Origin of the sequence: Conexibacter stalactiti (assembly GCF_033542075.1) — a bacterium.
Lineage (GTDB): Bacteria > Actinomycetota > Thermoleophilia > Solirubrobacterales > Solirubrobacteraceae > Conexibacter > Conexibacter stalactiti.
The window spans coordinates 1-1342 of sequence record NZ_JAWSTH010000225.1 but is presented as its reverse complement, the minus strand read 5'-3'; the positions used below and the strand labels follow the sequence as shown (position 1 = coordinate 1342).

General features: G+C 79.7%; 1 pseudogene. It reads right to left on the bottom strand.

Annotated elements, in window-relative coordinates:
* A pseudogene (locus R7226_RS31450) lies at positions 1 to 1322 on the bottom strand (hypothetical protein); the annotation flags it as partial.
* Positions 1323 to 1342: the final 20 nt, after the last annotated feature.

Here is a 1342-nt window from a genome sequence, read left to right as displayed (position 1 = left end):
GCCAGCGCGAGCGCCTCGCGCGCCGCGCGCCGCTGCCCGGCCCGCCGCAGCGCCCCGCCGAGGTCGACGCGCGCGCGGGCGCGGTCGAGGCGCCACGGCGTCCCGTCGAGCAGCGCGACGGCGGCGGTGAGCCCGTCGATCCGCGCGTCGCCATCGCCATCGGCGTCGGCGAGCGCGAGCGCGCGCGTCGTGTACGCGATCGCCTTCGGCGTGTCCCAGCGCCGTGCGAGCGGCAGCTCCGCCGCCGCCAGCACTCGCGCCTGCGCCGGCTCGCCCTGTGCGATCAGCGCCAGCGCGCAGGCCGACCGCCACGGCGGCGACGGCCGCGTCATCTCCCAGCGCTCGTGGCGGCGGCCCAGCTCGCGGAAGTCGGCCTCCGCCTCGACCGCGCGCCGCTGCGCGAGCCGCAGCTGACCGCGCATGAACAGCAGCGGGTTGAACAGCATCTGCTCCGGCACCGCGCCGGTCAGCCCGTGCTGCTCCAGCGCCGCCTCGGCACGGTCGAGCGCGCCGCGCTCCGCGAGCGCCATCGCGTGGAACGCGACCGTCGTGCGCGCCATCCGCTCGGCGCGCGCCTCCGCCAGCGCGTCGAGCGCGGTCGCCAGCTCGGCCTCGGCGGTGCGCAGGTCGCCGACGTCGAGCGCGACGACGCCGCGCGTCGCCAGGCCCATCGCGTAGCGGATCTGCGAACCCTCGCGAGCGGCCTGCGCGACGATCCGCTCGACGACCTCCGCGGCCGCCGCGGGCCGGCCGGCGTGCAGGAACATCGCCGCCTCGCCGACGCCGGCGGTCGGGTCGGGCCACGGCCGCGGCGCGTCGAGCGACCACGCCGCCAGCTCGGTCGCGCGCGCCAGCTCGGCGGCGGTCTCGCCGGGCGACTCGCTCGCCGCGACCGCGCGCACGAGGCGCTCTCCCGGCGTCTCCCCGGCAAGGCCGGCCGCGAGCCGCGCGACGCGGCCGCGCACGCGCGTCTCGGTGCGCAGGTCGTAGCGGCCGGCGAGCGCGAGCACGCCCTCCAGCCGCAGTCGCTGCTCGCGCAGCCGCGGGTCGGACTCGACCTCCTCGATCGTCGCCAGCAGCACGTCGACCGCGTCGCCGTGGCTGCCCGCGGTGTAGTGCGCGAAGCCAAGCTCGACGGCGATCTCGGCGCGCTGCGCGGGATCGCGCTCGGCCGCGAGCGCCTCGCCGAGGTGCGCGGCGGCCGCGCCGTCGAGCAGCGTCAGCTCGGTCGCTCCCAGCTCGCGCAGGACGGTCGCGCGCAGCGCCGGCTCCGGCGGCTCGGCGAGCGCCCGGCGCAGCAGCGCGCCCGCCCGCTCCGGCACGCCCTGCGACCGCGCTGAGC